Here is a 24,881-nt window from a genome sequence, read left to right as displayed (position 1 = left end):
ATGCCTGAGTTCCTCGACCGCTTCGACCGCGCCGCACCGGCCGACCGGACGGGATCGATCTACCGGGCCATCGGAACGGACCCCGAGGCCCTCTTCGCCGAGTTGCTGCGGCACCGCCCGATCTTGGTTGCCTCGGGCGTCGCGGTCGTCACCAAGCACGCCGACTGCCTCGACGTGCTCCGTCGCCACCACGAGTTCTCCGTCCGGGCGTACGCGGCGAAGATGAAGCGCCTCACCGGGCCGTTCTTCCTCGGCGAGGACGATACGGCCCTCTACCAGCGGGACGCGTCGGCCTTGCGGCTCGCGTTACGGCGCGAGGACTTGCCGGCCGTCCAGGCCTTCGTGCGCGAGCGCGCCTCGGCGGCCCTGCCGGGAAGAACGGACACGGAGCGGGGGAGCATCGAGATCGTGAGCGAACTCACCCGCCGCGTTCCCGCAGAGGTCATGGGGTTCTATCTCGGGGTTCCCGGACCGACGCTGCGAGTGCTCCAGGACTGGGCGCGAGAGCTGTTCCGGGACATCTTCACGAACCTGGGCGACGACCCCGAGATCATCGAGAAGGCGAACTGCCATGCCGCCGCGATGGTGTCCTACGTCGACGAGCTCGTCGCCAACCGGCGACGGGAAGGTCCGGGCTCAGCGACCGTTCTAGACCGCCTGCTGACCCTCCGCTCCGGCGAGGAGGCGTGCCTCGACGACTTGACGATCCGGCACAACCTAATCGGGCTCGTGACCGGCGCCGTCGACACCACGTCCAAGGCCGTCGTCAACATCGTCGCGGAGCTGCTCGGGCGCCCGTCGGCACTGGCCTCCGCGCGCGCGGCTCTCCAACGGGAGGACGCCGAGAGCTTCGAGTCTCACTGTTTCGAGGCGCTGCGGCTGCGACCGCAGGCGCCCATGCTGGTGCGCACCTGCGAGCGCGACAGCCGCGTCGCGGGTGGGACGGGGCGCGAGTCGACGATAGCGGCCGGTTCGACCGTATTCGTCGGCACGTGGGCGGCCATGCGGGATCCCGACGTGATGCACGCTCCGGACGAGTTCAGCGTCGATCGTCCGGCCGACCTGTCGCTGCATTTCGGCTCGGGCCTGCATGCGTGCTTCGGACGTCACCTAATCCGGCTCATGATTCCCGAGCTCGTGCGGGCGGTCGTGTCGCTGCCGGATGTACGCGCGGTCCCTGGCGAAAGCCGGACGGACGGGCCGTTCCCGGACGCCTTCGAGGTCGCCTTCGGCCCCGCCGCAGCGCCGTCCGCGGAGCCGTCCCCTTCCGAGTGACCGGCGTTGCGCACCGTTGAACTCGAGCCCGGCCGACATCTGAGATCGTGGCGCGTCGGTCACACCTGTCCGTTTTGAAGCGAACTTCTGATCCGGCTCGATCGTCGGCCATGACTCGACGTCGCCGCCCAGCTACTCAGGCTTTCACGATCCTTGACCAGGGCGCGCGAGATGAGGACAGCAATCCCGAGCATCGTCGCGCTCCTTCTTGCCGCTCCCATGGGCGGCTGCTCGGTCCGGCCTCTGCCGGAAGATGTCACCGGAGTGTCGACGGTCGCCATCACCAAGCGGATACAATGCGAGGCGCGGGAGGCGCTCGACAGGATCAGCGTCAACATCCTCAGGAACTTCGGCGACGACCGCGCGAAGAAGCTGGCGGACCTGGTGGACATGGGCAGGGTCAACGCTTCCGAGCTCGTCGACAGAAAATACCTCGGCACTTACGACGTCGGCCGCGGAGAAATCCTCTTCAGGACTTACACGTTGTCCGCCGTCACCTTCGACTTCAAGTTCGACATTGCCGAGGAGAACGACAACTCGACGCGAGCCGACTTTCGCCTGCCGCTGGTCGGAGGCCTGTTCACGGTCGGCGCCAATGCCGGCGCGAAGCTCGGGCGCAAGAACAATCGCAAGTTCCAACTCACGAAGAGCTTCTACGAGCTGCACCGGCTCGACAAGGAGGAATGCAAGGTCATCGAGGCCGGGGCGTCGAACGTCGCCTATCCGATCACCGGCCGCATCGGGCTGCAGGAAGTCTTCGAGACCTTCGTGCAGCTGGACAGCGGATCGAACTCGGATCCGAGCCCGGCCAACCGCTACACGGATACGCTGACCTTCACGACCACGCTGTCGGGCGGGACGACCCCGACGCTTACGCTGGATCCACTCAACGTCCGCGCGCTCCGGGTGGCGGGCGCCAACGCGACCTTCAAGGCGTCGCGCACGGACGAGCATCAGGTCGCCGTCGCCATCGCGCGAGGCGAGCTCGTGCGATCCTTCGCGGCCGCGATCCTAGACGCCAAGGCATCGTCCAGGATCATCGCCGACGAGTTGCGCGTCGAGAACATCCTTGAGAACCAGACCAGGGGCTTGTCGGTGCTAAACGACTTCGGACGGTGACGGTCGCGTTCCCGGCTCGGCGGCCTCTCGTCGATCGCGTCCTCCAGCCATGTCGTCGGCAGCGGTCGAGCGATGCGCATCACTCGGTCCGGAACCTCCGTTCCTCGAACCTCGACAAACGCCAGGGAGCAGGACGCTTGGTCGAAGGCTCCGCGGGACACCGTGCTTGCGACGCGAACCTTCGCAGGCGCCTCGCCTCCGCAGGACCTCTCGGTCACCTGATCGGGATGGCCGCCTCGACGTAGAGGTCGCCCTCCCAACGATAGCCGGGCGTCGCGCGGTCGCCATCGCTTCGGACGAAGTGATCGGCCTTCTTCTTCAGGGCGTCGAGAAGGGGACCCCTCGGTATCTTCGGCCAGTTCGAATACTCCGTGACCGGGACCATGGCCCAGAGCTTGTCCACGTTCTTCTTGAGAAGCTTCTCCACGAAGGAAACGGGCGTAGCGTTGTGGCTGCCGTGATGCCCGACCTTGTAGAAACAGCAGCGTGAAATCAGGCGGCACGCGTCCTCGTCGGCCAGGATCTCGCTCCACGTTCCCCATTGCGCGTCGCCGGGGAACAGCAAGTGCGTGTCCTCGACGGAGATCACCAGCACCAGGCTCGTGTTGTTGAGCGCGTGGTCGAGGCGGGTGGCGACACCCGCCGCCTGCCCCTCGTGGATCGCATCGAGGCGCTCTAGCGTCCTCTCGTCCAAGGGCTCCCGAACCGTCTCGTCGTCCACCCAGCCGGCCCCGAAGGGCTCGGGCATCTGGCTCGGCTCGAGGGCTTGCGGGTCCCGGATCGTCGCGAGGCGAAGGAGGGAAAAGTAGCTTTCCTTGTGCGACTCCAGGTCGAGTATGGTCTTCAGGTCACGCGACGGCCCGAGCACCTGAATCGTCACGTCGGAGAGCGTTTCGCACTCCACCACCCTCGTCGAAGCGCCCTGCTTCGGCAGGTAGCGACGTTCCGGCTTGTTGGCGAAGCCGCTCCTAAGCGTCTTGAGCGCCGTCTCGTTGTTGGCCGCGTTCAGCCCGAGGACGTCGAACGGCTCACCTCGGTTCGTCGCCTGCAGGAACCCGCTCAGCGCGGTCGCCATCGCAATCTGAGCGGCGGCCACACGCTTGGCGTCCGGCTCGTCGGACTCGGTCCAAGGCATCCAGACCTCGCCGACCTCGACCCGCCTCCAGCGAGGGTCGGCGAAGCCGACTATGTGATCCTTGTGCCGATGGGTCGCGACCAGGAGGTTCACGCGCGGGACCCCGTCGGCGTCCGTGACGTCGAGGATCAGGCGTCCGACCACGTCCGCGAGCTTGTTCTTGCCAGCCTTGAACGAACCGCAGTCGATCAGGATCTTCTGGTCGTTCCCGTCTCGACCCGGGACGAGGACGAGGAAGCAGTCGCCGAAGCCGACGTCGTACATGCGGACGCGGACCGTTCGCGACGGCGGGGCCGGCACGTCGACCGGCGGAGGCGCCTCGGTTGTCTCGGGCCGCTCAGCCGGCAGCGCAAGAGGGGAGGGTTTGACGGCGCGCGGGCGGCCGCGCTTTTTCGGAGCCGCGGCTAGTGCCTCCATCTCAATGCGCTCCCGCGTGCAGGGCGGCGAAGCTCGCCCTGAGGGTCATCCTCTCCGAAACGTAGCTAGGGTTCACATCCCAGGCCATCCGCGGGTCGCCCATGTCGACGCGGTCCATGAAATCTCGCTGCCGTCTCTGTCGTTGCAGGGCGGCGCGCTCGAAAGACGGGTTCAGCCCTGCGAAGAGCACAGGTTTCGCGATGATGGTCCGGATGGTCCCGTCCGCACGGAAGATGGCCGTCACGCCAGCGCGCAAGGGCAGTCCACCGAACTCCTCCTCCCGCGACCTGTCGCTTTGGACGAACTGCACGACGAACTCGACCAGGAGGCGCTGGTCGGAGCCGATCCGGTGAACGGGGTGGAAGCCCGCGACCGCGATTCGGCGGCTCGGATCGAGCCCCAACGCAGACGCGTGCTTTCGAGCGTATATTCCAAGGCCCTCCCCGAGATCGTCCTTCAAGCCTCTTGCGCCCGGAATGATCGGCGCTTCCTCGTCCTCCCCTGCGTCGCTTTCCAGGACGGAAGCCTGGAAGGCCTCCAACCCCTCGTCATTGCGGGCGCGCTCGACGACGCGCCCGGTCCAGTCGAGCGCTTGGGCGTTGATGGCGAAGAGAAGTTGGACCCGGTCCTTGATGTGGTCCGGCAGGGTCAGCTTGTCGTCCGCCCAAGTCGGCCAGACGAGGGACTCCTCGGCAAGCGACAGCGCACCGTCCGGGAAGATGCCACGGCAACGGAAGCCCTCGATCATGTTGAAGCGCAGCTCGTAAGGATCGTCGGGGTTGACCTCCAGGTCGGCCGTCACGAGCGCGCGCAGGAAATCGCCGAACGTGACGTCGACCGGGGGAAGGTAATCGAACGCGCGAAGGCACATGCGGAGCACGTGCTCCGCGAGTTGCGACACCTCGCGAGCGACCCTGTCGACGAGGTCCGGATGGAGGTGACCTCTGGGCAGCTCGCCGGAGCCGCCGGTCGCGATGCGGATCAGGTCCGCGATGCGCTTCTCGTAGGTCCGGTAGAATCCGTCGAACACGGCCGACACCAGGACGGCCCCTCGGTCGTGGCACTCGATTTTCCGGGCGAGCAGGGCCGGATCGGGAGGCGACCCCAGCGCGGAGCGAAGCGCGCTGGCGTGACCCTGGGAGTGCCCGAACTGCTGGGCCAGCTCGACCAGCATGGCCTGATGCTGGAGCCGCCCCTGGGACGCCTGGATCTGCTCTCGCAAGATGTCCCGGTAGGAAAAGCGCTGGAACAGCGCGACGATGTCGGAGAAGGCTTCGTGGAAGGCGAGCACGTCATGGTTGGTCGGCTCGAGGAAGTACGGCCGCAACCCATGTACGATGGCGTGCGTGACCTCGTGCGCGATGATGTCGTGGGAAAGGCATGTGAACACCATCTGGCCGGGGATGTTTTGACCAGGGTTCTCCTCGTCCGCCTTGAAGTAGCCGAAAAAGATCGCGTTGCACTTGGGATCGAAGAAGGCGTTGGCGCCATAGAAGGCGTGGGGAAAGAGTCGTAGGCGCGGCAAACGCTCCGACCGCTTGAACCTGATCGGCCGCCCGAGCGCGCGACGGGCGTTCTCGATGACCTTCATCGCGACGGCGTACACCATCTGCTGATGGAAGCGGGGATCGGACTCGTTCGGAGCCAACCCGTTCTCCATGAGGAGCGCAGGCTCGTTGAGGTCGACGGGAGCGTAGTAGCGCTTGTGCTCGTTGTCGTAGTCGACGACCTCCAGCAGCGCGCCGGTCGGCCCCGCCTTCAGGTTCGGCTCGTTGTTGATGTCGATGGACGTCCGATAACGCGACCGCCGTCCGGACATCGGGTCCGCGGCGAAGATGTTGAGGCGCCTGCGGTCGGGCTGACGCTTGGCGTAATCGAGGTCGACGCGCTTGCGAGCCTTTCCCGGCGGATCATCCAAGTACGCCTCCCGTCACTGCACGACGACGATGCCAATGCGTCTCACGCCGGAAGTCAAGGGAGCAGCGGCTCATGTCCACGGCGCCGACGAGCGTCCGACGATCCAGCCTTCGAGCTCTCGGCTGAGCGCGGTGAGACAAGCGCCAGCAGTTTCGCGAACTGTCGAAGCCGGCTACGCTTTGGCGAGCGTCCCGGTGCGCGTCACCGCGACTTCGAGGGCTTGTCATGGCAGATGGCGGCACGAGGCTTTCACCCATCGATGGCGGCCGCCTCGAGGACTTGATCGGACTTTGCCTGTCGGGCGGTGGCTATCGAGCCATGCTGTTCCACGCCGGCGCCGTGTTCCGCTTGAACGATCTTGGCCTGTTGCGGAAGCTCGACCGCGTATCGAGCGTGTCGGGTGGCGCCATGACGGCCGCCGCGCTCGCTATGGCCTACCCTCGGTTCGACTACGACGCGGAGGGCAAGGCCACCAACCTCCGGGAGACCTTCCTGGAGCCGATCCGTCGCCAGGCCAACGACGCCATCGATATCGCGTCGGCCTTTGCCGGGCTGAACCCGTTCTCGTCGGCTGCGAAGGCGGCGGCGAGGAGCTACGACGCCAACCTGACGGACGGCGCCAGGCTGTCGTCGCTCCGAAGTCGCCCCATGTTCGTGTTCAACGCCACGAATCTCATGACCGGGGTCACCATGCGCTTCCGGCCCGACTACGTGGCAGACTACCAGATCGGGCAGATCACAGGGTTGGACCTCTCGCTCGCGGAAGTGGTCGCGGCGTCGGCGGCCTTCCCCCCCGTTCTGTCACCGGCGGTGATCGACCTGATGGGCGGCGACACCGTCGGCGGCAGCGAAGGCCCCCTCGCGCGTCCTCCCTATGTCGAGAAGGCCGTCCTCACGGACGGTGGCGTTTACGACAACATGGCGACCGAAGCAGTCTGGAAGCGCTGCAGGACGATCTTCGCGAGCAATGCGGGCAAGCCGTTCGACTTCGAGCCGGACCCCGCGCACAACTGGCTGCAGCAATCGCTTCGTCTCATCGACATCCTGATGGACCAGGCGGAAGACCTCCGGGAAAGGATGCTCGCGCACGCCTACGAGGTCGGCGCGAGACGCGGGGCGATGTGGGGACTGACGTCCGGCCTGAACGATCCGACTGACCGGCCGCCTCTCCTGTCGCCCGACGAGTACGCGGCGGCGCAGGCCGTCCCGACGCGTCTGACGCGCTTGTCCGACGAGGAGGTGACGTTGATGCTGAAGGCCGGGTACGCGCACGCCTCGTCCCGGTTGAGGAAGCACTACGGTCCGGACAAGGGTGGGCCCGCCGACACACCGGACCATCGCTGGCCCCAGCCGTAACAGGATGCTCGAAGTCGAGGAACGAGGCTCGAGGAGCGCGCACCGAGGAGATTGCGTCGGCTCTGCAACGTGTAGCGGCGAAAGCCGGCGCTCGCGACGACGTCGGTCGGGGCGGTCCGGATGAATGGGAAGTCCATGATACGCCCCGGGACACCCCATACGAGACGGATCACGTCGGTGAGGGCTGACGCCCAAGCCGCTCGAGCTCCTGGCGAATCTCGGGAGCGAGACGCACATGCACCGCAGGCAGCGCGGACAGGGCGATGCGTGCGGCTGATGGCAAGTCTCCCGTGGAGGCCGCGACGGCTTCCAGGACGGCGGGTCCGTTCACCCGCGGGTTCCGCAACGCGAAGGCTTGCTGCTCGGCCGCTCGCTTCCAGCTCCGGGCGGTCCAGTCGCAGAGCGGTCGTTCGGTCTCGCGTTTGAATCTCGATTGCGCCGTTGCCTCGATGAGGCGGACCATCGCGACGTAGAGATCGTCGGGTTTGACTGGCGCCCCCGACGACGTGAGCGACCGCCATGGCGCCCCCACGAACATCGCTCGTGAGCGGAACGGCTCCTGCGGACATCCGCGCGACGTGCACCACCTGCTAACGCGTAACCTTTTAGATGATTGTAGCGGCGCACCTGTTCAGGGGTGAGCACGTCGGCATAACCCAGTGTTTGCGCAAATGCGCCGCCCGGAGCGCGCCCTGCGTTGCTCCGATGGAGCGCGTTGCTTCGGAGTTCTCGGGGGATGGAGAGCCTGAAGGGGCGGACCGGACCGCTCTCCCCTCCCCTCCGGGCCTTCCGGCTCGCGCCAGGAGCTGGCTCCAGGTGCCTGCCCGAAAGCGGACGCGAGCAGCCCAACGCGGCTGCAGCCGCTCCCGACCGGCAGTGTTGAAAAGGTCAGCGAGGGCCGCCCCAGCACATCCGACAGGCGCCGGACCGGCATTGAAACAGGCCGAGACGACGCGCCGGCCGGAGCGGCCCGCATGTGCCAAGGCGTTGCGCATTAAGTGCACCCGGCAGCGCTGCCACGTGGCGCTCAGCACCTTGGCGACGGCGGCCTTCAGGCCCTCGTGCGAGTCGGGCACGACGAGCTTCACGCCCCTGAGGCCGCGGCGCGCGAGCTAGCGCAGGAACGCCGTCCAGAAGGTCTCCGCTTCGGAGGGACCTATGTCGAGGCCCAGCACCTCGCGCCGCCCATCGCTGTTGGCGGCCACGGCCACGATGACGGCAACCGACACGACCCTGCCGTTCTGGCGGACCTTCACGTAGGTCGCGTCGATCCAGAGATACGGCCAGTCGCCCTCGATCGGCCGGTCCAGGAAGACCTTCACCCGTTCGTCGATCTCCTGGCAGAGCCGCGAGACTTGGCTCTTCGAGATCCCGGTCATGCCCATCGCCTTGACGAGATCATCGACCGAGCGGGTCGAGATCCCCTGGATGTAGGCTTCCTGGATCACGGCGGTGAGCGCCTTCTCGGCCATGCGGCGCGGGTCCAGGAAACCAGGGAAGTAGGAGCCTTTGCGCGGCTTCGGGATGCGCAGCTCGACCATTCCGGCTCGGGTCTCCCAGTCCCGATCGCGGTAGCCGTTGCGCTGGACCAGGCGCTCGATGCTCTTCTCGCCATACGCCGTGCCGGTCAGGCCTCCCATCGCCAGCTCCATCAGGCGCTGGGCCGCGAAGCCGATCATCTCGCGCAGCAGGTTAGCGTCGGGCTCTCCTCCAGGAGAGCCCGCAAGTTCATCATCTCGTCGGTCATCGGTGATCCTTGGTTCGGGTTGACCTCGCAACCCGACCCTACCGGGGATCGTCGATGACCACCGCGAAGCCGACCGCCCGCTACGGCGCTATGGAGGGCGCGCGGGCGGTCGGCTCCGCTGCCGGCGAGCTACGCCGTCACCAGGGACATGACCGTCGTAGCCGTTCCACCATGGCGTCGAACATGCCTGTGTCGTCACCCGCCATCCTGTCCATGGCGACCATGCGCTCGACGACGACCCCGTCGGCCGGCGCGTGCCGCCGCCCACGAGCCCCATTCCGTCGGAACTCGCGCCAGGTCGCCTCGTAAAGACGGCGCTCGGGCGCCTGCTCCTCAAGGCTGGAGCCCGGGCGGCTCGCACAGCAGCATGCAGCGCCGTAGACGGCCGGATCGAGCCCGATCAGAGGGACCCAGTCGTCCAGCAACCGACCGTACTGACGGGTGGTCAGGTGACCGCCTGGGCGGCTCACGTGCGTAGCGATTAGCCCCTAGCGTGAACGATGTGGTAGGCAGGGCTGCGCAAGATCGAAGGTGCGATTATCGTCGTGATGTGCCGGAACGCGCGGTTTGCAGGACACGGGTCTTCCAGTCGGGCGGTCGAGGGGCTAGCTCCGGCTGAGCGCGGGAGTGCATTGCACGGCCTGCATTCATGTTCTTGAGCGCCGGCAAACCCGGTGTGTTCCTGCCTATGAGGCGCTAAGTCCCCTTATGCTCACCACCAGCAAACGAGACGAGTTCCACTTTCTAGAACTGCGGTTGACGAACGTGCGCTCGTTCGGTGGTGAGCAGGTGTTCGATTTCCGCTCCTCTGAAGGAAAGGCGTCACGCTGGTGCGTGATCCTAGGAGAGAACGGCGTCGGCAAGACCACTGCGATGCAAGCCCTAGCAATGATGCGGCCTGCGCCGGCATTCGAGCGCGGCCAGGACGGACAGGTAATACACCTAGAACCCAAAAACGACGAGCTTCCTGACCCGGACTGGATTGAGCCGGATGTGTTCGACTACCAAAATCAGCAGCTCTTGAACCTCATTCGGCAAGGGGGGGCAGAGGTGGCTGCTAGCATGACTGTCACCCTCGTCGGTCCAGCCGGCGAGCAAGTGACCATCGGCTTCGACAGCGTGTCTCGGGATGAAAAGCTCGCCTCGGCCGAACCGCGGCCGCAGAAGCGCGCGCTCAACGGTAAGGGACCGCTCATAATTGGGTACGGTGCGTCAAGGCACACGGGCACGCGCAATCTCGTTTCCATTGCCGACCAGCGGCCCACAGAGAGCCTGTTCGACGATCTTGTAGAACTCGTTGACGCCGAGGAAGTGCTTGAACAGTTTTATCGTGAAGAGCTCGCTGCTCGGGACGAGAAGCGCGACGAGGAAGCCGAAAAGTACAAGCGTATCCGCACCGAGATCATCGAAGTAGTTCGCGCGATGACGCCGGATCTGCAGGCCATTAACGCAGGCGCGCGTAAGAGTATTTCATTCCAAACGCTGTCGGCGAAGGTTGGGTTGTCCGGACTGAGCCTCGGCTACCGGGTCGTCGTCTCGTGGATCGTGGACCTGGCTTGGCGGTTGTATCATCTGAGGCCCGACGGTCTCAGCCCATTTAAGGAGCACGCAATTGTTATCGTCGACGAGGTCGACCTCCACTTACATCCGAGGTGGCAGCGTGAGATCCGCCACAAGCTGCTCGCACATTTTCCGAACGTGCAGTTTATCGTTACGACGCATAGCCCGATCGTTGCCCAGGAAGCTGTAGCCAGCGGCGACCCAGTTGCTGTCGTACGTTGGAACGGCACAGCGGCTGAAGTTATCAACGATCCGCTACCTCATCAGCCCTGGCGCTACGATGAAATCCTCGGCAGCGCCGCCTTTGGGTTTGCCAGCGGTCAAGATGTGCGATCATCAGAACTCCTCGTCGAGCGTGAGCGACTACTCCGCAAGCACAACCTTGATCTTACCGAACGAGCTCGGCTGACGACGCTGAATGGTATCGCGCACAGCATCGAGACTGGCGACACTCCATACGACGCGGCTTTCGACAAATTGATGGAGCGCGTCGTCGAATTGGAGAAGCAACTTGCGGATCGGCGGTGATCAGGGTCGTGAAGGGCGAAGCGCCCGAAACGCTTAAGCGCCTTGGCCCGAAGTGGGTCAAAGCTCACTCGGAGGCGTTCGACGCCGAGCCGAAGGAATTTCTTTCGGGCAAGCGTACCATGGCCATCGCCTCACACGTCTACGGCGCCGCTGAGGTGAGGAACGCGCTCGCAAAAGCGCAGCACGGTAAATGTTGCTTCTGCGAGGTCGAGATCGAACATCCTTATATGCAGCGCCACGTCGAGCATTGGCGTCCGAAGGGAGCTGTCAAACAGGATGCAGCAGAGCCCGAACTATATCCCGGCTATTATTGGCTTGCGTACGAATGGGACAACTTGTTTTTGGCGTGCGTGGTATGCAACAGTTCGTACAAGAGTACCTGCTTTCCCCTCGCCGATCAATCTAATCGCGCCCGGAGCCATCACGATAGCGTGGATCTGGAGATACCCTTGCTGCTCAAGCCAGACGCGAACGATCCGGACGAACACTTGACCTGGGAGGACGATCAACCCCGGGGCACGTCCGCGTTGGGATGGCGGACAATCGAGGTGGCGGGCCTAATTAGGAAGGACGATGTCAAGCGCACACGCAGGTTCCTTGAGCTCAAGCGCGCCTACGATCGCTTAATCAAAATCACAGATAGCGGCGATCCCACAGTGCAGCAGATTGCCAAGGACTACAGAGATCTGCTGCACAAATCGGTGCTGGCTTCCAGTCCTTTTAGCGCTATGGCGAAGGCGTTCTTGGCGTCGCGGGCTCCCGTCCCATAAGACCAGTGTACGAACGCCGACACGATTGTGCAGCGCGGAAATTGTTCAGATGAACAGGCGCATAAATACTTTGGGCAACAGTGTAAGTATTATAGGTTCTCCCTTGCGTGCCGGCTCTCGGCGTTTTGGTTTGGCCAAGCGCCTTATCAGGAGGCTGGCGTCCGGGTGAGCTGACGTTGATTTGCGAGGATAGTCCCGTGTCCGACCCGCTTCGATGAAAACTGTTTCCGATCGTTCAGGGAGACCGAGAATATCGAAAAGCATAGCTCATTCTTAATGTAGGCGTAGACCGCCCTACATGATCAATATTTGTCGTTTCGCGTCAGGCCCGCAAAGGTAAGAGATTTGTAACTTCCGATCTTTGTAGGGTGACATGTCTTGATATTGAGGCGGCATGGGCTTGAGGACAGCGCCCTCCCACATGATTTCCTCGACACACGGGAAGCATAAAGACCTAAACCTCCCGTTTTTATCGCTAGCCCTAGCGTCATGCATCTGCTATGATCCAGAAGTTTTCCGGGAGCTACGACCATGGAGATGGGTGCCGAGGATCCGGGGTGCGTCGCGCGGGAGCGTGACAATGAAGCACCGGAAGAGCTTCGGCTCGATAGCGTGACCCTCGACCGACTGATGGCGGAAGTCCGTAACGAGGACACGGTCGAGGCGCACGCCTATAACCGAATGCACAATCGCCATAATCGCTGACGGCGGGCGACCGTCAATGGTCACCGTCGACACCGTCCTGCTGAAGCTCGCCAGCCGCTGCAATCTCGATTGCCACTATTGTTATGTTTACAACATGGGCGACGAAGGATGGCTGGCGCAGCCCAAGCGCATGTCGCCCGAAGTGATCGACAGCGCCGTCGCGCAGCTGTCGTTGCTCGCTTCTTCGCAGGACGTTCCGTTCAGCGTCGTGTTCCACGGCGGGGAGCCCCTCCTGATAGGAGCGGAGCGTTTCGACGTCGTTTGCGCGGCGCTGCGGGGGGCCTTGCCGCCGACATGCGGGCTACACCTACAGACCAACGGCCTCCTGCTCTCCGACGCCGTTCTGCGCACGTGCATGGAACATGACGTTGGCGTCTCGATCAGCCTGGATGGTCCGGCCGCCGTACATGACAGGCACCGCCCGGACAGGCGAGGCGCTGGATCGCACTCGCGCGTCATGGAGGCAGTCCGGCGCCTATCCGAACACCCGGCCGGTAGCCGTCTTTTTACGGGCGTGCTGGCGGTTGTAGACCTCGCGTCGGATCCCGGCGAGGTCTATTCGTTCCTGAAGTCGACGGGCGCACCCAGCATGGACTTCCTGTATCGGGATGGCAACCATGACGAGGTCCCGGTGGGGAAGGCCAGCCCGCTTTCGACCGAGTACGGCGATTGGATGTGCCGGCTGTTGGACGTCTACCTTGCGGATCGAAGGCCGGTGCCGATCCGCGTGCTGGACGACATGCTCAAGCTGCTTATGGGCGGCATTTCGCGGAAGGAGGGCGTCGGCCTTGACGCTTACGGCATACTCGTCGTGGACACAGACGGGAGCGTAAGAAAGAACGACACGCTCAAGAGCGCGTTCGGCGCCGCCGATCGGTTCGCGTCCGGCTGGTCGGTCACGACCCATGATCTTAGGCAGGTGGTCGCCTCAAAGGAGTTTGCGGTCTACCACCACGCCCAGCGGCCGTCCTCGCCGGTCTGCCTGTCCTGCCCGGACCTGCGGGTCTGCGGGGGAGGGATGCCGGCTCACCGGTGGCGGTCGGAAACGGGTTTCGTCAACCCGAGCGTGTTCTGCGCGGATCAAAGGCTCCTGATCGACGCCATGCGAGACATCCTGTCCCGCCGCATGCTCGCCGCATGACACTGCCATCCTTCGACAAGGTCCGCAGTTCCACCGACCCATTTCCGCACTTCCGTGTCGGCGGCATCCTGCAAGACGATGAGGCGGACCGCGCATTGCACTGGTTGCGAACGTCGGCTCCATGGGCGCTCCGCGTCGAGAGTTTCTACGAGCAGCACGAGTTCTCCCTCATTACTTCGGAGCTCGGGCCCGAGATAGTTGATTTGGCGTCGCCGGAGTTCATTACGTCGGTCCGCTCTGAACTGCGGCGGCAGTTCGACGTGAAGGACGAGCTGGAGCTCGTTGACGTCGGCGCCCACCGGCTCACCTCGGGACAGACGATCCGCATCCACAACGATTTCCTTGAAGGTCGGGAATCTCACCGAATGTTGATCCAGCTAAACGACGGCTGGACCGCCGAGCAGGGAGGATTGCTGATGCTCTTCGGCGATGACCAGCCCGAGAGCTTGAGGCACGTGGTGATACCGACCCATGGAAGCGGTTTCGCCTTCGAGATCTCGCCGAGATCCCACCATGCCGTGTCCTCGATCAGGGACGGAGAGCGCTACACGTTGGTCTACACATTTCGGCGGCCGGGCGAGGTGCGATGACGGACGGCGCGGAGCTGGTCAAGGAAGCGCTGGCGACGCCCGGTCCTTGTTGGTTCGAGGGCTTAGCCGAGCGCCTTGCTGGCGCCCGCTATCGCAAGATGGAGCTGGCGACCGGCATTAATCGTGCCCGCTACGGCACCGTCCGTTACCTCGCCCGCGATGCCTGGGCGGCGAGGACGGAACTCGCCAGCGTCGATTTCCCGGCCGATTTCGAGGCCTCTATTCCGGCGACGGTGGAATTGCTCGGCGCGCCGATCTCGAAGCGCTATGCCGATCTTGGCTTGGATCTGTACGGGCCGAGCGAGATCCACCCTGAGGAAGCAGTGACCGCGGTCTTGGCCGCCTTCCGCAGGATCGGGGAGGTGCCTGGCGCGGCCGTTGCGATTGGCGCGCTTCTGTCCGCGCTGCACGTGTTGCGGCCGGAAGGGCCCGAGTACGACGTTAGCTACAGCGACCCGGCTGTTCCGTTCACGATTTTCGTAGGCATCCACCCTCGGGCGGGCGCATACGGCGATTTACGGCTGGCGGAAAGTATTCTGCATGAGTGCATGCATCTGCAGCTTACGCTCATGGAGTCTGTGGCGCCCATTGTCGTCGATGGCGGCGAGCGGATGCACTCACCGTGGCAGGGTACCTCCCGTCCGATCCTGGGCATCCTGCACGGCCTTTACGTGTTTCGGGCGATCCAGAACTTTCATCGGGCTCTGCTCAACCGTGGAGCCATGACTTCGGACGAGTGTCGTTATCTTGAGCGTCGGATTGACGTCATTGAAAACGAGGCCCAATCCGTACAAGGCTTGACCGGCAGCCGTGATCTCACTGCTGTGGGGCAAAGGCTGGCGAGCAGGTTGCTCTTGTCGCGATAAGGTCAGCACAGATTAAGAGGAATTAAAGATCTCCAGAATCGGACGAGATCGACAGGTGCTTTTCGCAATCCTCCGAGCAAGACCGCCTGCGGCTCCGACGTTTGCGCTGTAGCTCGAGCGCGAAGATTGCTGGGTTGTTCATCGTCGAATTGAGATGCCCAAAAACGGACTTTCCGCACGTCAGATCTGGGTCAATACCGGTCAGTCGCCTTAGGGTGCTATGTACGTCGTTTGCCAATCCTGAAGAGTTTGCCCGTGCCCACCTCACGGTACAGGTCCACGCGCGCACCATCCCAGTGATAATCAAGGTGGCGACCCTGGACGGGATCGAAGGCGAGGTCGGGATAGAAAAGCGCGGCGCACTCGCCGTCCGGATCCCGTCGGCTCGGGTAAACGAGCCCCTCAGAGACGCCTGAGCGTAGGCTAGCCGCGAGCCGCGGCGACTCGACGTAGTCATCGGGATCGAGTGCTGGCCCGAACGCAGGATCTCCGCCCCGCAAATCGTGAAGGGCGGCTTCGACACTTATGACGAGCTCCCGAAACTGCGACGTCCAGCCCGGCGCCTCATTGGTTCGCGCCATGAAGCGGGCATGGTGGTACATCGTTTCGAGGAGCGCCGTCTCAAACGTCTCGGCGACGTAGAGCACGCCATAGGTTCCGTCCGAAAACCGGCTCGGCCGGTCGGGGCTGACATGCGTGAACGGTGCCATGAGGAACGTTGCACCGGATCCCGAGACACGACGGCCCGGGGGCACGAGATCGAGGTTGCCGAGCGTCTCCATGAGGCGCGGGTTGGTCTTCTGCTCGGCGGAGATGAGAAGCGGCCAGTCCTCCGGGTCCGCGATATCCTCGAACAGGTCGATGGGAGGATAGAGGCTGCGAATGATCCGTCGTGCCCCCGTCCATCGAACGTGCGAGACCGGCACCCGCGAGGGGTCGATCACCAGGCGCCACGCTCAGCATCCAGGTATCGGCGAACGCGCATGAGGTCGGTCAGCTCGCCGCCGAGCATGACGTCGAGGGCCGAGCGACCTCCGAAAGCCTCGTTGGCCGCTTTGATCCATGCATAGCCACGGGGCCCCTCCCGGAAGATGATCTTCAGGGCCTTGTGGATGCCGAGGAGGTTCGACAGGCGCGCCTTGCCGTCCCGGCCGAACCGGCCGGTCTCTCCGGCTTTCCAGCGGGCGAACGTGCGACGCGGGAGGTCCAGGATAACAGCGGCCTGGTCGTCGGTAACGCCCCAAGCCCGAAACAGATTGAGGGCAGCCCGGAACATCGCAGCCGCCTCCTGGTCGGTGATCGGCTCCGGCGAGAACGGCGCGGGTTCGCTGATGACACGGGTGAGTGTGGGCACGACGGCTTCTCCTGCCACTTGACGTAATCTAAGCTGATTAGTGCCAAATGGCAAGATGCCCGGACCGAGACGCCCTGCCCCGGGGCGTTGGCCCCAGCTTACCGCTGCTCCCGTTCGAGTGCGTGCAGCGCCGCGAGGGCGGCGTCGCACGCTCCGCTTCCCGTCTGCCGCACTCGGGCGGCCGCGCGGGTTACGCTCACCTCGTGCGCCCTTTGCGCCCGCTTCAGCTCGGCTGCATCCCGAGCGGTATCCCGAGCCCACCCGATGACCCTGGGCCGAGCTCCACCAGCTCAGCCTCCGGGACGCCGCACGCTGCCGCGGCGCCGATGACCTCGCCCGTTCGGGCTGCGATGGTGACGGCCTGCGACCGCTCGGGTGTGACCGCGGTCGCCGCAGCCGGGAAGAGCGCAACCGAGAGGGTGATGAGGACCCGAAGGATCATAGTCGCGACCCTAGCCGAGCTGTGGCAGTCTCGCGAGATGCCGCTTCGCGCTCTCCTGACAAACCTCCGCGCACGACGGAAGCGAGTTCAGGGGGACGCATCCGATCTCCTCACCTTCCTCGGCGAGTACGCCTACTACGAAGCGCGAGAACGCGCCCCGCACCTGCCGCTCCAAGAGGGACCGTGCCGGTGACCGTCACTGGTCGCGCGTGGCGGTCGAGATCGCCGGACGGGAGGGTCGCGTGATCGGCGAGACGGTCGCGGACAGGTACGAGGCTGAGCGTGCCCGCCCTGCCCCGCTGCCTTCGACGCGGCGCGAAGCAGCCCGGGCTCTGACCGACATCGCGCACAGCATCGCTGACCTGGCGCGAGGTAGGGCGGATGCGACCACGCTGCACAACGTCGGAGTTTGGGTCAGGCAGGCGATCGCGACGGGCGGGAGCACCCCCGAGGTTGTCCTCGCCGGAGACGCGGTGATCGCCGCGTGCGAGGATCTCGCTGCGGCGACCTCGCAGTGCTCCGAGGCGCTCTCAGCGGGCAGCTACCCGCAGAAGGCAGAGCTCGCCGGAACCGCGCTCCAGGGCCTGCGAGCAGCCATCGACGCGCGTACACGCTCGAGGTGACAGCTCGCCTCGACTCGATTCGGTTCTATCCCGCAACAGGCGACCACCGACCGCTGAATCGCTTCTCGGCGTCAGACACCCTTCTCATCATCTCCGAACGCCTCATTCAGGCGCGACAAGACGGCCACAGCCGAGGCCAGCTTTTCGTTTCCGTTCGGATCCCCCACTGTCGCGACCATGTCCGCGAACCCCGAGCCCTGCACGCCTTCCGTGGCGGTCAGAACGTCCCGGATGTTGCAGTTCTCTCCACGTGGCGCGGTCGGGGCGGCGCCGAGCGTCAGCGCCTTCCGGGGTAGCGGGGTCGCCACCGGCGCCTTGGCGACCAGCAGGGGAGCCGAGGCCGCAGGTGACTTCGGCTCCGTCGGGCTGGCCCGGTCCGCCATGCCCTGCTTCAGCCCCGACGAACGTTGGGCGGGCTTCCGGCTGCGCTTGGGGCGTGAGACCTTGGCCTCGGGTGCTGGGGCCGCGACGGCCTGGGTTTCTGAAAGCTCGACCGTGGCCGGGTTGATGGCTCCGCCGAGTTCCTCGTCCTGCCACTGCCGCAGGCTCGGGAGCCGCGGCGGGTCGCCCTCACCCGCCTCGAACAGCTTCCGGTAGGGCTGGTCCCGATAGTGCCGGATCTTCGTCAGCTCGAATGACCGGGAGTTCTTGACCATCAGGATCGAGAGCCGTGCCGACATCTCCCGCAGCTCGAGCGGGCTGCGCAGGGGCCGCGGCGTGTAGTGCGGCGCCCAGCCCCGCGGGGCGAAGATCCCCTGCCCCGGCCGGACGACCGGTGTCTTGTAGACCTGCGTCGTCTCGCCGAGCATCTCCGACACGAATTCCGACGTCTCCAGGTCGTTGATCTGGATGAACAGCTTGATCTGCGAGCCCGAGACGGTCGTGATGCGCGTGTTCTTGCCGTAAAGTTCGTCGAGCTGAGCTATGTCTTGCATGACGATGGCCATGCGGAAGCCGTAGCCGGCGCTGATCGTGATCTTGGAGATGAGCGAGTCCATGCGCCCGACGTGGTAGAACTCGTCGAGCATGAGGAGCACCTGATGCGGTTCGTCCGGGCCCGGCAGCCGCACCATCATGAGGTCGTGGATCTGCTGGAACAGGATGCGGATCAGCGGTCGGAAGATCGCGAGCTCGGCAATCGTGCAGCCGATGAAGATGGTCATTGGCCGGCGGCGCAGTTCGCGAATATCGAAGTCCGAGGTTTCGGTCGCGGCCGAGATCAGGCCGTTGTTCCAGAGCGACATCGCCATGTTGACGTTGAACATGGCCGAGTTCCGGGTTTCCGGCTCGAGCGCGATGTATTGGTTGAAGCTGTCCGCGACCCAGGTCGGGAGATGCTCGCGCTCCGTCCTCACGATGGCGCGCAGGACTGACGAGATGTCCTTGCCGGTCGTCGTCATGCGGGCGACCGCGCGCATGTGCTGCGCGCCGGCGATCAGAGGCGAGGAGAGCACGTAGCCGATCAGGGCCGAGAGGAGTAGGCGCCCTGCCCCGGCCCAGGTGTCGTCGGCCTTTTCCGGGATAACGAAGGAGGCGACCACCAGGCAATCGGTCGCCATGCGCTCGTCGCGGCGGACGAAGTCGAGCGGATTGTAGCGGTGGGTGTCGTTCGATCCGGGCGAGAACATGAAGACCTGGTTGCCCATGGCCCGGCGGTGGTTCGCGAGCGCCTCGAAATTCTCCCGCTTCGGGTCAAAGAACACGGCCGAGCCCTGCCACAGGTAGCCGTTCGGCAGGACGAAGCCGGTGCCCTTGCCCGACCGGGATGGGCCCACCACCAGGATGTGGGCCGGTTCGTCGGAGCGGATCGTGGCGCCGCCGAGCTTGCCCAGCACGATGCCCTGCTTGCCCGTCAGGCCCTGCTTCGCGGCCTCCAGGAGCGTGCCGAAGCGGGCTGAGCCGAAGGGCATCTGCCGGCGGTTCACGACGGCAAACAGCGCGGCCGCGAGGCAGAACGCTACGACCCCGCCGGCCGCGAGCATTGCCCGGACCAGCGCTTCAACCCGGGTAGGGGGATAGGCGAGCCGGGCCTGGAAGTGCTCCCAGGCAATCAGGAACGTGCCGGCCGAGCGATCGGCGTTCTGCATGCGAAGCAGCCCCCACCGGGACGCGCCCTCGCTCGGGAAGCGAGCGGGCGCCCAGCGGAGCCCGACCACGACCTCGTAGGCTAGGCTCCAGAGGAGGCCGAAGGCGACCAGAGCCAAGAGGGCGACGCCGATCCTATAGGCGACGACGCGGGCCACGGCGCCCTCCCCTCCCCGCCGGCGGCTTGCCGTTCTGCTCGGCCCGCCACTCGGCCATCTTCGAGAAGTAGACGGCCGAGGTGCCGCGCCAGCCGCCGAGCTTGCGCTGTTGGATGACGATCGGCAGGACGGAGCGGATGTAGGCGATGATCTCCTCCCGCTTCAGCCCGAGCCCGGCCTGCATCACCATGAGGGCGAGCTGCTCGAAGGCGCCGGCGGGGCTGTCGGCATGCACGGTCGTGATGCTGCCGGGGTGGCCGGTGTTGATGGCGCGCAGGAACGAGTAGGCCTCAGGTCCGCGGATCTCGCCGAGGAAGATGCGGTCGGGCCTCAGACGCATCGAGGCTTGGAGGAGCGTCTCGACCGTGACCCGCGCCTCGCCCTGGTCGCCCTTGGAGGCGATGAGAGCAAGGTGGTTCTCCTGGACCGGGTTCACTTCGCGGGTGTCCTCGATCGTGATGATGCGCTCGCTCGCCGGCACCTCCTTCAGGATCGCGTTCAGGAAGGTGGTCTTGCCGGAGGACGTGCCGCCCGAGAGCAGGATCGAGGTGCTGCTCGTGACGGCGAGCCGGATGAACGACTCCAGGCGCCCGGCCTCGAGATGCTCACAGAGCTCCCGGTCCGTGTCGGTCAGGGCGACGTCGGTCGCGACCGTAACCTGGTCGAAGGAGCCGAGGCGGCGATAGTCGTCGAGCCGCATGTCCTTGATGACCTGCTTGCGGATCGCGAAGGCCCCTCCCCCGGTCGTGGCCGGCGGCATGACGCCCTGGAAGCGCTCGCCCGTCGGGAGGGCGGCCGAGAGAAGCGGGTGCTCCTCGTTGACGCTCTGCCCGGAGAAGCCGGCGACGCGCTCGGCGAGGTGGCGGATCGCGACCTCGGTTAGCTCCGGCACGTGGTGCCGTTCCATCGCCGACTCTCCGAAGCGCTCGACCCAAATCTGCCCTGGCCCGTTCGCACAGATCTCGACCACCTGGTCGTCCAGGAGCCACGGCCGGATCGGTTTCAGCGCCCGATCGAGGAAGACGGTCACTTGGTGACGGCGCGCTCGCGCCGGAGCTCCCGGAGCGCCTCCCGGACCGGGTCGGGGTAGAAGGCCGAGAAGTCGAGGTCGCGCCGGACGAACACGATGATGCGCGAGCCTTGGTCGAGATGGATCGTGGGCGGGATGTTGATCGTGTTCCGGAGCGCGTCCTGGGCGATCGTCGTCAGCGTCTGCGAGACGTTCTGGGCCGCGATCTGCCGGGCCTGCAGGCTGAGCTGGTTCTGGTTCAGGCCGGACTGGGTCGTGGTGGTGAGGCCGGTGATCGGATCGTTGACGGTCGTGACCGTGCCGTTGTTGCCGGACGTGCCGTAGTTCTGGCCGTAGCCGCTCAGGAATTGAGAGACGCCGCCGACGAGGGACAGCAGGATCGCCGAGCCGAAACGCTCGACGTAGTGGTTGTCGACGAAGCCGGCATTGCCGGCCCGGCCGAGCTCGTCGGCGCCGTTCGAACCGAGCTGAACCGACACGCCGTCGGACCGCAGCAGCCGCGTCCAGACGACGAACACGCGCGTCTGCCCTTGCGCGATGCCGGACCTGTACTCGCCGACGAGCCGGGTCCCGGCCGGGATCAGCACGCGCCGGCCGTCGAAGGACCAGACGTTCTCGGTCGTGACCGCCCGGACCATGCCCGGCAGGTCGCTCTGCAGCGCCGTCTCGAGCACGCCGCGGATCATGGTGCCCTGGGCGACGAGCGCGTCGATGCGGTTGTTCTTCGTCGCCTTCGCGACCTCGACGCCGGTGCTCGACACGGAGGCCAGGAAGCGGCGGTTCGGGTCCTCGTCCGGCCCGGCGCTCGATCCCGCGCCGCCGTCGCCGCGGCCGGCCTCCCCCGCCGCGCCGGCGGTGTCGCTGATGACCTGCGGCGCGCGAAGACGCTCCCAGCGGCGGCGCTCCTCCTCCAGGCGCTGTCGTTCGAGCTCGGCGAGGCGCCGGACCTCGTCGTCGTCCCGCGGCAGCACCGCGAGCGGCGGCTCGGGCGGCGGCGGCGCCGGGAGGATGCCTGGAGGCGGAAGCGGCGGAGGCGGCAGGGTCGGTTCGGGCGGCGGAACCGGGGCCGGAGGCAGGACGATCGTGCCCTGGTCACGGGCCGGACGCGGCTCCCGGATCGAGGGCGCCGGGAACTGCGTGGTCGTGAACTCCTCGGCGTCGGGCGTCGTCAGGTTGCGTGGACCACGCTGGGTTGAACCATAGACCAGCCAGGCCGCGACCGCGATCGCCCCGACCGGCAGGCCGACCCTGACAAGGCTGCCGAGCGCGGTCGGGCTGCGGCCCACGGCCGTCGCCGCGGCCGATTCCAGCTCGAAGTTCCGGTACTCCTGGGCGGACGGCATGGCGGGTCAGATCCCTTGCCGCTTCGCCGGCGCGCTCGCGGCCGGCGCGCCGACGCGTTGCGGCGCGTAGGGCTCGAGCCCGGTCGGCTCGGCGATGTTGGTGAGGCGGCGGTTGAAGATGCAGGTCGAGTCCTGCCCGTTACGAAGCGTCCACTGCGCCGCGACCTTGTCGACGACGACGAACGGGCCCTCCGTCCTGAAATTGACGAGGCTCTCGCTCTGGTCGGCATCGACGATGTAGATCGCCGGCGTCTCCCCCTCGAACCGGAACCAGGTCTTGGTTCCGTCGTCGAAGACGGCGACGGGCTTGTTCGCGGACGCGCCCTTGTAGCCGTACTCGCTGTTGGCGTTGGCGATGTTGAGGCTCTTCAGGTTTGGGTAGGCGGCTCTCTCGCGGGCGAGGCTCATCAGCTTCGCGCTCGCCTCATCGTCGGGATAGCGAAAGCGGACGGCGTAGATCTGTCGGTCGGGCGGGTGCGTGTTCGAGCGCAGGAGGAAGCTGTAGACGCGCTTGCTCGTGACAACGTTCAGGTTCGAGTGAGCCTGCTTGTCCACCGGCTTCACGAAGATGATGTCGCCTTTCCGGTTCGGCTCGACCTTCCAGGCGAGGCTGTCTCCGAGCGCGAGCGTCTCGATGCGCTCGTCCGCCTGCAGCTCGATCATGGTCGAGGTGCCGTAGGTCGCGTCGATCGCGGTGACGTTGTCGCGGCTGTAGACGACGTCACGCACGCGAGAGTCGACGCGACCCGGCCGCGGCACCGCCTCGGCGAGGGCCGGTCCGGCTGCGAGCATTAGCGTCGTCATGACGGCCATCCGGAAGATCACGAGCGCGGGCCCCCGACCGTCCCGGGCGACGGCGCCGTCTCCTGGTCGCGCCGATACTCGACCGCCTGGAAGCCGAGCGGATTGTCGAAACGATACTCGTTCCGCATCGGCGCGGCCGTGTAGCGGAAGCGGACGAGCGAGACCCAGTTGCGGGTTGTGAGGCTGGTCGGGCCATTCTCGTCCGTCGAGAAGCGCACGAGCGCCGTCCGATTGTTCGGAAAGGTCACGGACTTGACCGAGACGGAGACGTTCGTGCCGGTGCCGTAGAGCTTGATCGGATTACGCGGGTTCGAGGGGGCGAAGATCTCGGCGAGCTCGCGTGCGGCCTCGCCGCTGGCCAGGAGCTGCGCCAGGTCGAAGTTGTCCTTCAGCGCCTTCGGATCGTAGGTCTCCCGCGCCTTGACGTAGCGGACGACGTTGAAGGTCGTGACCGCCTCGTCCTGCGTCAGCGGCCCCTCGGCCATGGGCCGCTTCACCTCGACGAAGCCGGTCGTCTTGTCGACGACCACCATGTAGGGCTCGTAGGTCTTCAACGGCACGAGGAGCGCGAGCGTGGCCAGGGAGGCGACCGCGACGACCGTCATCACGGCCGCGACGATCCAGGCGAGCGCGCGCGAGTTTCGGTTTCGGCGCGCGAGGTCGTGCTCCCAGGTCGCACCCTCGGCGTAGTAGCGCGAATCGACGCGCGCCGCAGCCGCCTCACTTGTCACCGCGCCAACCTCGCTCACCGTCCTAATCTAAAGACACTATAATGTCTATTGTCTATGCCCCTGTGGGTCAACCGGGAATAGAGCCCGAGGTGTGCTTCGCCTCGCTCTTCACGGCCACGAAGCGCATGGTCGGCCGGGTCGCGGCTTCGCAGATCGCCTCGGCATCAGCGGCGTCGTTCTTCTGCCGCTTCACGAAAGGCTTCACGTAGGCCGGCGCGATCAACCTCACCTCGTGGCCGAGCTTCGCGATCTCGCGGCCCCAGTGGTGGGCACCAGGGCAGGCCTCCATGGCGACAAGACAGGGCGACTGACCGGAGAAGAAGGCCAGCACTTGGTCGCGTCGCAGCTTCTTGCGGAGAATCGGCGCACCGGCGGCATCCGCCCCGTGTGCCTGGAAGATGTTCTTGGCCAGATCCAGGCCGATGGTGCTAACCTCTATCACGGACGCCTCCCTCCGGTGGCTCTCAACGCCACCACCTTGGCACGTCGATGCCGTCGGGGGGCGTCCACCCCATCACTGGAAGACAACCACCTTCGTGGGAGGGCTGCGCGTCGAAAGGCGCACCCTTCGCTCTCGACGGCCCCATCAACAGGGACGCCTTCCAGGCCCACGTCTGGGACCGGATCGGCATCCTCCTCGACGCCTTCACGCCCGCCGAATGCGCCAACGACTTTGAAACCGCTGCAGGGTATGAGCCGGAATAGACTGAGGATACTGAAGTGCTTTTTCGGCCTGAGGGCACTAGAGCGTGCCAAATCATCATCGCTCTAAAAGCATATATTGCAGAAAGTCCGTGACTAAGCCTCAATTGATTGGCAGTAGGCAGACTAGATGAAACCTCACAGCGTATGTCAACGACAACGGATAGCGCGAGCGTCGAAATCCTCGGAACGTGGACCAATCCCTCGTTGCTCGGCGAAGCGGGCCGGACGGGCGAGGAGATTACCGGGGGGCGAGAACGTTACCCGTCCAAGTTAAAGTCTGCTTAGGTCCAACGCCTATACGCCCTTTCTTAACCGGTTAGGGCGCCCCTCCCTGTGAGAACATCGCCTGATGCGACCTCTTCCCGGACCTGATCCGCAGCCCTGGCGTACCCACCGGCGCTTCTATGTTCGAGCCACGGCTATCTTAATCCTCATCGGTGTGATCCTCGTGTGGATTGAGACGGTCTGGGGCTGGCCGGA

22 protein-coding genes and 3 pseudogenes are annotated in these 24,881 nt (G+C 65.4%); 11 read left to right on the top strand and 14 right to left on the bottom strand.

Annotated elements, in window-relative coordinates; all coding sequences use genetic code 11:
* Positions 1–1,275: a cytochrome P450 gene (locus tag ACFE87_RS04935; RefSeq protein ID WP_375458509.1), complete on the top strand. Its 1,275-nt coding sequence runs from the start codon at positions 1–3 to the stop codon at positions 1,273–1,275.
* 171 nt (positions 1,276–1,446) lie between these two features.
* The gene (locus ACFE87_RS04930; protein WP_375458508.1) at positions 1,447–2,394 is read left to right on the top strand and encodes a hypothetical protein; all 948 of its coding nucleotides are present in this window, start codon (positions 1,447–1,449) and stop codon (positions 2,392–2,394) included.
* 214 nt (positions 2,395–2,608) lie between these two features.
* Here ACFE87_RS04930 and ACFE87_RS04925 read toward each other — a convergent pair whose 3' ends face one another.
* On the bottom strand, positions 2,609–3,793 hold the full coding sequence (locus ACFE87_RS04925) for a hypothetical protein (RefSeq protein WP_375458507.1): 1,185 nt from the start codon (positions 3,791–3,793) through the stop codon (positions 2,609–2,611).
* A gap of 154 nt (positions 3,794–3,947) precedes the next feature.
* On the bottom strand, positions 3,948–5,864 hold the full coding sequence (locus ACFE87_RS04920; RefSeq protein ID WP_375458506.1) for a hypothetical protein: 1,917 nt from the start codon (positions 5,862–5,864) through the stop codon (positions 3,948–3,950).
* Positions 5,865–6,088: 224 nt separating this feature from the next.
* Between ACFE87_RS04920 and ACFE87_RS04915 the strand changes: the two genes are divergently transcribed.
* Positions 6,089–7,219 carry a patatin-like phospholipase family protein gene (locus tag ACFE87_RS04915; protein WP_375458505.1) on the top strand — a complete coding sequence of 377 codons (1,131 nt, stop codon included), beginning with the start codon at positions 6,089–6,091 and terminating at the stop codon, positions 7,217–7,219.
* A gap of 169 nt (positions 7,220–7,388) precedes the next feature.
* On the opposite strand, the gene ACFE87_RS04910 is transcribed toward ACFE87_RS04915, so the two are convergent.
* The 3 genes and pseudogenes from ACFE87_RS04910 to ACFE87_RS04900 form a co-directional block, all read right to left on the bottom strand.
* The gene (locus tag ACFE87_RS04910; protein ID WP_375458504.1) at positions 7,389–7,682 is read right to left on the bottom strand and encodes a hypothetical protein; all 294 of its coding nucleotides are present in this window, start codon (positions 7,680–7,682) and stop codon (positions 7,389–7,391) included.
* A 478-nt stretch (positions 7,683–8,160) separates the two neighbouring features.
* Positions 8,161–8,966: pseudogene (locus ACFE87_RS04905) on the bottom strand (IS256 family transposase); the annotation flags it as partial.
* Positions 8,967–9,103: 137 nt separating this feature from the next.
* The gene (locus ACFE87_RS04900) at positions 9,104–9,436 is read right to left on the bottom strand and encodes a hypothetical protein (protein WP_375458503.1); all 333 of its coding nucleotides are present in this window, start codon (positions 9,434–9,436) and stop codon (positions 9,104–9,106) included.
* A gap of 238 nt (positions 9,437–9,674) precedes the next feature.
* Here ACFE87_RS04900 and ACFE87_RS04895 point away from each other — a divergent pair, with 238 nt between their 5' ends.
* From ACFE87_RS04895 to ACFE87_RS04870, 6 genes are all read left to right on the top strand, one after another.
* Positions 9,675–11,054, top strand: a complete 1,380-nt coding sequence (locus tag ACFE87_RS04895; RefSeq protein ID WP_375458502.1) for an AAA family ATPase — start codon at positions 9,675–9,677, stop codon at positions 11,052–11,054.
* Positions 11,051–11,824 carry a hypothetical protein gene (locus ACFE87_RS04890; protein ID WP_375458501.1) on the top strand — a complete coding sequence of 258 codons (774 nt, stop codon included), beginning with the start codon at positions 11,051–11,053 and terminating at the stop codon, positions 11,822–11,824. Before ACFE87_RS04895 ends, ACFE87_RS04890 begins: the two co-directional genes overlap by 4 nt.
* Before the next feature lie 531 nt (positions 11,825–12,355).
* Positions 12,356–12,529, top strand: coding sequence for a YhhA family cyclophane-containing RiPP (gene yhhA / locus ACFE87_RS04885; protein ID WP_375458500.1), 174 nt, complete (start codon positions 12,356–12,358; stop codon positions 12,527–12,529).
* A 16-nt stretch (positions 12,530–12,545) separates the two neighbouring features.
* Positions 12,546–13,670 carry a cyclophane-forming radical SAM/SPASM peptide maturase YhhB gene (gene yhhB / locus ACFE87_RS04880; protein WP_375458499.1) on the top strand — a complete coding sequence of 375 codons (1,125 nt, stop codon included), beginning with the start codon at positions 12,546–12,548 and terminating at the stop codon, positions 13,668–13,670.
* Positions 13,667–14,260 (top strand): cyclophane-containing peptide 2OG-Fe(II) oxygenase YhhC, encoded by a 594-nt coding sequence (gene yhhC, locus ACFE87_RS04875; protein WP_375458498.1) that lies wholly within the window; start codon positions 13,667–13,669, stop codon positions 14,258–14,260. Before yhhB ends, yhhC begins: the two co-directional genes overlap by 4 nt.
* Positions 14,257–15,126: an HEXXH motif-containing putative peptide modification protein gene (locus tag ACFE87_RS04870; protein ID WP_375458497.1), complete on the top strand. Its 870-nt coding sequence runs from the start codon at positions 14,257–14,259 to the stop codon at positions 15,124–15,126. Before yhhC ends, ACFE87_RS04870 begins: the two co-directional genes overlap by 4 nt.
* 218 nt (positions 15,127–15,344) lie before the next feature.
* Here ACFE87_RS04870 and ACFE87_RS04865 read toward each other — a convergent pair whose 3' ends face one another.
* From ACFE87_RS04865 to ACFE87_RS04855, 3 genes are all read right to left on the bottom strand, one after another.
* Positions 15,345–15,908: an RES family NAD+ phosphorylase gene (locus tag ACFE87_RS04865; protein ID WP_375458496.1), complete on the bottom strand. Its 564-nt coding sequence runs from the start codon at positions 15,906–15,908 to the stop codon at positions 15,345–15,347.
* 158 nt (positions 15,909–16,066) lie between these two features.
* Positions 16,067–16,480: an antitoxin Xre-like helix-turn-helix domain-containing protein gene (locus ACFE87_RS04860; RefSeq protein WP_375458495.1), complete on the bottom strand. Its 414-nt coding sequence runs from the start codon at positions 16,478–16,480 to the stop codon at positions 16,067–16,069.
* A 223-nt stretch (positions 16,481–16,703) separates the two neighbouring features.
* Positions 16,704–16,922, bottom strand: a complete 219-nt coding sequence (locus ACFE87_RS04855) for a hypothetical protein (RefSeq protein WP_375458494.1) — start codon at positions 16,920–16,922, stop codon at positions 16,704–16,706.
* Positions 16,923–17,164: 242 nt separating this feature from the next.
* Between ACFE87_RS04855 and ACFE87_RS04850 the strand changes: the two genes are divergently transcribed.
* Entirely contained in the window at positions 17,165–17,545 is a 381-nt protein-coding gene (locus ACFE87_RS04850) for a hypothetical protein (RefSeq protein WP_375458493.1), read from the top strand.
* A 71-nt stretch (positions 17,546–17,616) separates the two neighbouring features.
* On the opposite strand, the gene ACFE87_RS04845 is transcribed toward ACFE87_RS04850, so the two are convergent.
* The 6 genes and pseudogenes from ACFE87_RS04845 to ACFE87_RS04820 form a co-directional block, all read right to left on the bottom strand.
* Complete coding sequence (locus tag ACFE87_RS04845) at positions 17,617–19,788, bottom strand: type IV secretory system conjugative DNA transfer family protein (protein WP_375458492.1); 2,172 nt, start codon at positions 19,786–19,788, stop codon at positions 17,617–17,619.
* Positions 19,766–20,818, bottom strand: coding sequence for a P-type DNA transfer ATPase VirB11 (gene virB11 / locus ACFE87_RS04840; protein WP_375458491.1), 1,053 nt, complete (start codon positions 20,816–20,818; stop codon positions 19,766–19,768). Before virB11 ends, ACFE87_RS04845 begins: the two co-directional genes overlap by 23 nt.
* Complete coding sequence (virB10, locus tag ACFE87_RS04835; RefSeq protein WP_375458490.1) at positions 20,815–22,161, bottom strand: type IV secretion system protein VirB10; 1,347 nt, start codon at positions 22,159–22,161, stop codon at positions 20,815–20,817. The genes virB11 and virB10 overlap by 4 nt, the downstream gene beginning before the upstream one ends.
* A gap of 6 nt (positions 22,162–22,167) precedes the next feature.
* Complete coding sequence (virB9, locus tag ACFE87_RS04830) at positions 22,168–22,965, bottom strand: P-type conjugative transfer protein VirB9 (RefSeq protein WP_375458489.1); 798 nt, start codon at positions 22,963–22,965, stop codon at positions 22,168–22,170.
* A gap of 17 nt (positions 22,966–22,982) precedes the next feature.
* Positions 22,983–23,696, bottom strand: a complete 714-nt coding sequence (locus tag ACFE87_RS04825) for a virB8 family protein (protein WP_375458488.1) — start codon at positions 23,694–23,696, stop codon at positions 22,983–22,985.
* Positions 23,697–23,796: 100 nt separating this feature from the next.
* A pseudogene (locus ACFE87_RS04820) lies at positions 23,797–24,135 on the bottom strand (transposase); the annotation flags it as partial.
* Between the two features lie 70 nt (positions 24,136–24,205).
* Here ACFE87_RS04820 and ACFE87_RS04815 point away from each other — a divergent pair.
* A pseudogene (locus ACFE87_RS04815) lies at positions 24,206–24,401 on the top strand (hypothetical protein); the annotation flags it as partial.
* Positions 24,402–24,881 lie beyond the last annotated feature (480 nt).

Source organism: uncultured Enterovirga sp. (genome assembly GCF_964242715.1).
GTDB lineage: Bacteria > Pseudomonadota > Alphaproteobacteria > Rhizobiales > Beijerinckiaceae > Enterovirga.
Note: the sequence above shows the minus strand (reverse complement) of the source record. Positions and strands in the feature narration are given on the sequence as shown.